Origin of the sequence: Methylophilus sp., assembly GCF_008015755.1 — a bacterium.
Classification (GTDB): Bacteria; Pseudomonadota; Gammaproteobacteria; order Burkholderiales; family Methylophilaceae; genus Methylophilus.
Window position 1 is genome coordinate 42,866 of record NZ_SSGF01000014.1, and the last position, 6,205, is coordinate 49,070.

Here is a 6,205-nt window from a genome sequence, read left to right on the forward strand (position 1 = left end):
GGATTAATTAATGATATTGGTTGCCAGTTTTATCAGCCGGGTGTCAAACACAATGCCAGCTTGTTTCGCCGAGCTCAGGTTTAAGGCAAACTGATAGTGTTTGTCTTGTTCACTGATTTCTACATGACCGTATTCAGAAAATTTATTACCGTTGTATACAACGGTCAAGACAGACTCTTTCTGAATGATTTGTTGTAATTCTAGCGGCTTTTGCGTGCTGTAGTCTTGAATATATAACAGATTGCAGCGCTTGACGTCAGCTGGGGCTTTAACTGTGACTAAAAAGATCTGCAAGTTTTGTAGTTTTTGCGATTCTAGCGCGGTCGCCTTTAAGTGGCCGATATCTTCTTCAAAGGCACAAATTGCATAGGTGTCTTGTGTCTGGCGGTTGGGCATCTGGCTGAGCAGGGCCAGGTTAAACAGCAGCTCACTTTTGGTTTCGCGCGTTTGCTCGGGGCCGGCCTGGCAGAGCCCGGTGATGCTGAGGCCAAGCAGGGGCAGTATTAAACATGTCCGGCGCACTGCAGTCATATGAGTCCGACTCCGTCAGGGTTGGTTGGGGTGACGCAATATGAGGCAAGCTGCAATGTGATGGGCCTGGATGGTGACTGCACGGATAGCTTGTCTAGGCCGTCGCAAAAAGCGCCATTCCTCATCAGTCATCATACCTTGCGCCATGCAATCTAGAATCAGCAATTTTGATAAATTCTGTATCAGTTTGATAAGCCCATGATGCTGTTTGGAGGCGGCTTAAATGGCAGCCGCTTGTCTAGGCTTAATATTGGCTGCGTGCGACTGGCAGGGAGGCGGCCGGTTTTAAATCAAAGGCGACGCAAATGCGCTCTGCCTCGGCATGAAAAGGAATGGTGCGGTGAAACAACGATGACGGAAACAATACAATATCGCCGATGGCGGGTTTGATAAAACGGGTCGGGAAGTTTTGATGCAATTGCGGGTATTGGTCACCATGGGTGCCATATTCAAAAGCCCCTTCTTGCGGGTCTGCGGTTTCGGGCATGGCGAGGTAAACCGCCCCACTAAGCCAGCCAATTTCGTGAATGTGCGCATCCAGATGGCCACCTTTTTGCATTTTTACATACCAGGAGCTGGTAAATTCCAGTGACTCCGGAAAATGCGTGATCAAGGCGCAATCGGCCTGGCTAAATCGCGCCTGATACTGGCGAAGCTCACGTTTAACCACTTCGCCTAGCGTTCTGAATGCCGCTTCCGGACGTTTAAACAAATTGCCGGCAGACTGTTTGCCATTGGTCAGCCGTGCCTGTTTGCGTTCGGCAATATCTGCTTGTGCAATATGCGTGAGTAACTCTGCCAGTAAGGGGCTGCCAGGCGCCAGTTCTGGCAAGCTGCGGTGATACACAAATGACAGACCATCAGGACAAAACTGATAGGGGTCTGCCTCTCCATGGTTGAGGCTGTAATGGGTAGACAAGGTGGCAATAAACGGCGCGGTATGCGGCCCCTGGTGGATGATGCGATCTCTGAGCTGTTTAAAGGCGGCAAATTTTTCTGCGCGGTATAGGCAGTACAGCACCCTCGACTGCCAATCGTCTAATTGCGAGGCCTCGAAGTGAGGAATCGCTTCCTCAAAGCGTTTGGCCAGATATAAAAACTCGCCCATATTGTAATTGGCGCCCGCATGTTGCGGATTGCGTTGTAATGCCTGCTGATAATACTGCACTGCTTTGGTCATGTCGCCCTGGTCGCGCCAGGTTTCGCCCAGATTGTTATAAGCGTCGGTGTAGTTAGGAAACAGCGCAATGGCACGCTCATAGCTTTGCACGGCGGCCTGTAATTGCCCTTTGTCGCGCAGGACCGTGCCCAGGTTGAAATGGCCACGCGCATCTTGTGGCTGGATGCGCAATCCCTGCTGGTAACTGGCCATAGCTTCGTCCAGTTTGCCTTGTTTTTGCAGTACCGTGCCCAGATTGCCATGTGCCTCAAAAAATTGCGGATTCAGTGCGATGGCTTTGCGATAAGCCTGTTCGGCGCTAGTGAGTGCATCAAGTTGTGTTTGTACAATGGCATAGTTAAACCACAGTTCTGCGGCCTGCGGGTTGAGTTGCAGCGCTGTTTCATAGGCCTTGGCGGCTTCAGCATATTGCTGCGTTTGATCTAGTGACAGCGCTAACAAATGGTGCAATACAAACTCTCGCGGATGTTGTGCCGCCAATGGGCGAGCGCGTTCAATCACAGCCACAAATTGTCCGTGATTTAACTGTTGTATCAGGGTGTTGATCTCTTGCGAAAGTGAGCGTGCCATCGTGCAAAATTCCAAAGATAGTTACAATTTTGTAACACATCTTACAATTCTGCAATGACTGTGTGCGTTGATTTAGCGCAAATGTTGGTAATCGCGGCTTGTTGATGCCTTATTCGGCGGGCATAAACACATTTTTCACTTGCGCATGATGCGAGAGTTGCTTGAGCAATCGCACAGCAATATAAGGGTCTTCTTGCAACAAGTTCTCCATGCACTCGGCATAAATCTCAATCACGGATGCCTCTTTTGAGACAACGACTGCGCTGGCGGTGACGGGTTGCGCCGAAAACAGCGCAATGTCGCCAAAGAAATCGCCGTATTGCAAAATGCGTAAGGTGTGTTCGCTACCATCAGCCTGCTGTTGCGTCAAATGCAGGGTGCCATTAACCACCATATAATAGTGCTGGCTGGTCTCTCCCTGTTTCAACACATAGTTGCCTTGCACATAAGTTTTGCCGTATTTGCGCAGCAATGCCTGTAGATAGTGTTGCTGATTCGGAATGTCTTCAAACAGGCCTTTTAGCAGCAGCACGTCTTTTTGCCTCAGCGTGACCATTAGTTCTATGCCGAGCAAAAATACCGCAAAATTCAGGTAGAGCCAGCTAATGGACACAAACATGGCTTTCATACTGCCAAACACGGCGCCAAAATGTTTGTTCACGCTCAAAAACAGGCCGAAGGCCGGGCGCATCAACATCCACACACTTGCGGTGAGCAGTGCGGATAACAACAGGTGGCGCCAATCCACATTGAGCGGACAAAACGTGTGATAGAAGCTCGCAATCAGTAACGTGGTTAAGATGAGTGACAACAAGATTCCAACCACATTGATCAAGGCTGATGGCATGTGGTTGGCCAGGAACACAATAATCGACTCCAGCAGGAATCCTGCGGCTGTAAACAGAAAAAACACCAGCAACACGCCCAGCACAGCCAACACATCACGTAATTTTTTATGCCAGAAAGAGGGCACGTCATTGCGACTGGCAATCAGGTGAAAGCTGGCGCGCATGTGTGTAGCCAGTGGCGTGATGGTCCACAGCAGCACAAAAAAACCGACGGCCCCCCAGGCGGCCTTGGTGCGCGTGTTGTCGTAGACCTCGATCATGATGCGCTGGCTAAATTCAGGCAGCAGGTTGCTGGTGAGAATCGCCAGCTTCACAATGGCGTAGTCTGATGAGTAGACCAAATGACTGATTAAAAAGAAAATCAGCACAATCAGTGGGATCAGCGCGAACAAGGCGTAAAAAGACAGCGCGGCAGACAGCCCCATCAGCCGGTGCCTGGCCACACCTTGCCAGGTCGTTTTGAGGACGAACAGCGGCGTGCAGTAGCTATAGGCTGAGAACTGTTGCTTCAGGGCTTGCCACTGTGTTTGTACTGTCGCCCATAATGCTGACATACACTCCGCTTTCATTGGGGGTCGTTATTGGGGACTGAGTTGCTTGTATTGTTCCGTTGCATGCAATAACGCCTGGCACGTGCCAGGTTCCATCGCCGAGTGGCCGGCATCAGGCACCATGATCAAGTTTGCCTGTGGCAATGCCTGGCTCAACTCCCACGCCGTTTGGGGCGGGCAGACCATGTCATAACGTCCTTGCACAATGGTGGTCGGAATCGAATGCAACTGCTGCGCGGCTGCTTGTAACATTTGCGCGCCATCGACAAAGCATAAATGCTGAATATAGTGAATCTGTACGCGCGCACGCGCTAACTCGACGTTGCCATTGATTTCGGCGCTGTCTGCTTTGGGGACCAGGCTCATGATGCTGGATTCAAACGCGTTCCAGCGAATGGCAGCCGGAATACTGACGGCGGTATCTTCATCAAACACCTGCGTGGCGTAGTAACCCAGGACATTCTCCCGGTGGTTGGTCGGCACCGGTGCCAGTAAGGTCTGCCAAGCTTCTGGGAAAAATAATGACACTTGGCCCAAAAACCAGTCAATTTCATGCTGCCTGCTCAAAAAGATGCCGCGCAACGTCAGGCTGAGCACGTGTTCGTTGTGGCTGTTGGCATAAGCTAATGCCAATGTGCTGCCCCATGAGCCGCCAAAGACATGCCAGCGCTGAATATTCAGGTGCTGGCGTATGGTCTCTATATCGGCGACCAGGTCTGCGGTCGTATTGTTAGTGGTTTCACCTGGTGGCTGGCTACGGCCGCAACCGCGTTGGTCAAACAGGATAATGTGATAGTGCTTGGGGTCAAAAAAACGCCGTTGGCCAGGATTGCAGCCGCTGCCAGGGCCACCATGCAAAAAAATAACAGGCACGCCATCCGGGTTGCCACACTGTTCTACATAAATAGAATGTAACGAACTGACAGCAATATGTGTATTTGTAAACGGCTGGCATTCAGCATAAAGACAGAGTGTGCTCATGAAATGTTTTCTTAACTATATGATTTTTAATGATAATTTATTTTATCGTAAGCTCGCGATAAAATAACCAAAAATATTTAGAACTATTTGTAACCAATTTGTAACTAAACTGTTGCAATTGAAAACAAATTGTTCTATATTGCAATCCTCACATGCGGCAAGTGATAAATTCTAAAGTGTTTCAGGAGTTTTTCCCTTGTCTCTGGAGTGAAAAGTATGCGGGAAATTTGGTTTGCCAATCCTAGTGGTGGCAGAATTTAACGTGTACTTAATATTAAACCCTTAGTACTAACTTTGGAGATCAATATGCAAGTTAACAAAATCAAACTGGCCTTGGGTCTGGTAGCAGCATTGCCATTGGTTGCTTTCGCAGCAGCTGACCAAGAAGCCGCGTTGAAAGATGCCAACAACTGGGCACATCCACGTGGTCAACACAATAACAACGGTTACAGCGCCTTGGCACAAATCAACAAGGGCAACGTTAAAAACCTGAAAGCAGCTTGGACATTCGCAACCGGTGTAAACCGTGGTCACGAAGGTTCACCAGTTGTTGTTGGCAACATGATGTACGTTCACACAGCTTTCCCAAACAACGTATACGCTTTGGATCTGAACGACAATCAAAAAATCGTTTGGTCTTATTTCCCAAAACAAGACCCAAGCGTTCAAGCAGTTCTGTGCTGTGACAACGTTTCTCGTGGTCTGGGCTACGGCGACGGTAAAATCTATCTGCAACAAAACGACGGTATGTTGGTTGCTTTAGATGCAAAAACCGGTGCTAAAGTATGGGATGTTAAAAACACCGATCCAAAAGTTGGTGCAACTAACACTAACGCGCCACACGTAATCAAAGACAAAGTATTGACCGGTTGCTCAGGTGCTGAGTTCGGCGTACGTTGCTTTATCGCTGCATACAACCTGAAAGACGGCTCTCTGGCATGGAAAGCTTTCTCTACAGGTCCAGACAGTGAAGTGATGATCGGTGCTGACTTCAACAAAGAAAACCCATCCTACAGCGCTCTGTCAGTTTACGAAGATGTAAACGGCGGTAACAAACAAGGTGGTTCTTTCAAAAAAGCAGCTAACGACAGCCTGAAAATTGGTGAAAAAGAACTGGGTACACGTACTTGGTTGAAACCACAAGCTGTTAAAGATGGCTGGCAACATGGTGGCGGTTCCGTATGGGGCTGGTGGCCATATGATGCACGTACAAACCTGGTTTACTACGGTACTGGTAACCCATCCGTATGGAACCCAGATGTACGTCCAGGCGACAACAAATGGTCTATGACAATTTTTGCTCGTGATTTGGACACTGGCGTGGCTAAATGGGGCATGCAAATGACTCCACACGATGAGTGGGACTACGATGGTATTAACGAAGTAATCCTGTTCGACAAAGGTGGCAAAACTTACGCATGGCACCATGACCGTAACGGTTTCATCTACACATGGAACGCACACAACGGTTCTTTAGTTGCTGCTGAAAAAGTACACCCATTCGTTAACTGGGCAACTGATGTTGACCTGAAAACAGGTGTGCC

At 49.0% G+C, this 6,205-nt stretch carries 6 protein-coding genes; 2 read left to right on the plus strand and 4 right to left on the minus strand.

Features of this window, described 5'->3' with window-relative positions:
* Window positions 1-3: 3 nt before the first annotated feature.
* A complete protein-coding gene (locus E6Q52_RS05960; protein WP_292819735.1) occupies window positions 4-531 on the minus strand; it encodes a YfiR family protein in 528 nt (175 codons plus the stop codon).
* On the opposite strand from E6Q52_RS05960, the gene E6Q52_RS05965 reads away from it, so the two are divergent.
* Window positions 532-687: a hypothetical protein gene (locus tag E6Q52_RS05965; RefSeq protein WP_292819738.1), complete on the plus strand. Its 156-nt coding sequence runs from the start codon at window positions 532-534 to the stop codon at window positions 685-687. It begins immediately after the preceding gene.
* Window positions 688-775: 88 nt separating this feature from the next.
* On the opposite strand, the gene E6Q52_RS05970 is transcribed toward E6Q52_RS05965, so the two are convergent.
* From E6Q52_RS05970 to pip, 3 genes are all read right to left on the minus strand, one after another.
* The gene (locus E6Q52_RS05970; RefSeq protein WP_292819741.1) at window positions 776-2,281 is read right to left on the minus strand and encodes a tetratricopeptide repeat protein; all 1,506 of its coding nucleotides are present in this window, start codon (window positions 2,279-2,281) and stop codon (window positions 776-778) included.
* A gap of 109 nt (window positions 2,282-2,390) precedes the next feature.
* Window positions 2,391-3,683, minus strand: coding sequence for a YhjD/YihY/BrkB family envelope integrity protein (locus E6Q52_RS05975; protein ID WP_292819744.1), 1,293 nt, complete (start codon window positions 3,681-3,683; stop codon window positions 2,391-2,393).
* 24 nt (window positions 3,684-3,707) lie between these two features.
* Window positions 3,708-4,661, minus strand: coding sequence for a prolyl aminopeptidase (pip, locus tag E6Q52_RS05980; protein WP_292819746.1), 954 nt, complete (start codon window positions 4,659-4,661; stop codon window positions 3,708-3,710).
* Between the two features lie 306 nt (window positions 4,662-4,967).
* On the opposite strand from pip, the gene E6Q52_RS05985 reads away from it, so the two are divergent.
* Window positions 4,968-6,205 (plus strand): PQQ-binding-like beta-propeller repeat protein (locus E6Q52_RS05985; RefSeq protein WP_292819749.1); only part of this gene is annotated, 1,238 nt, incomplete at its 3' end.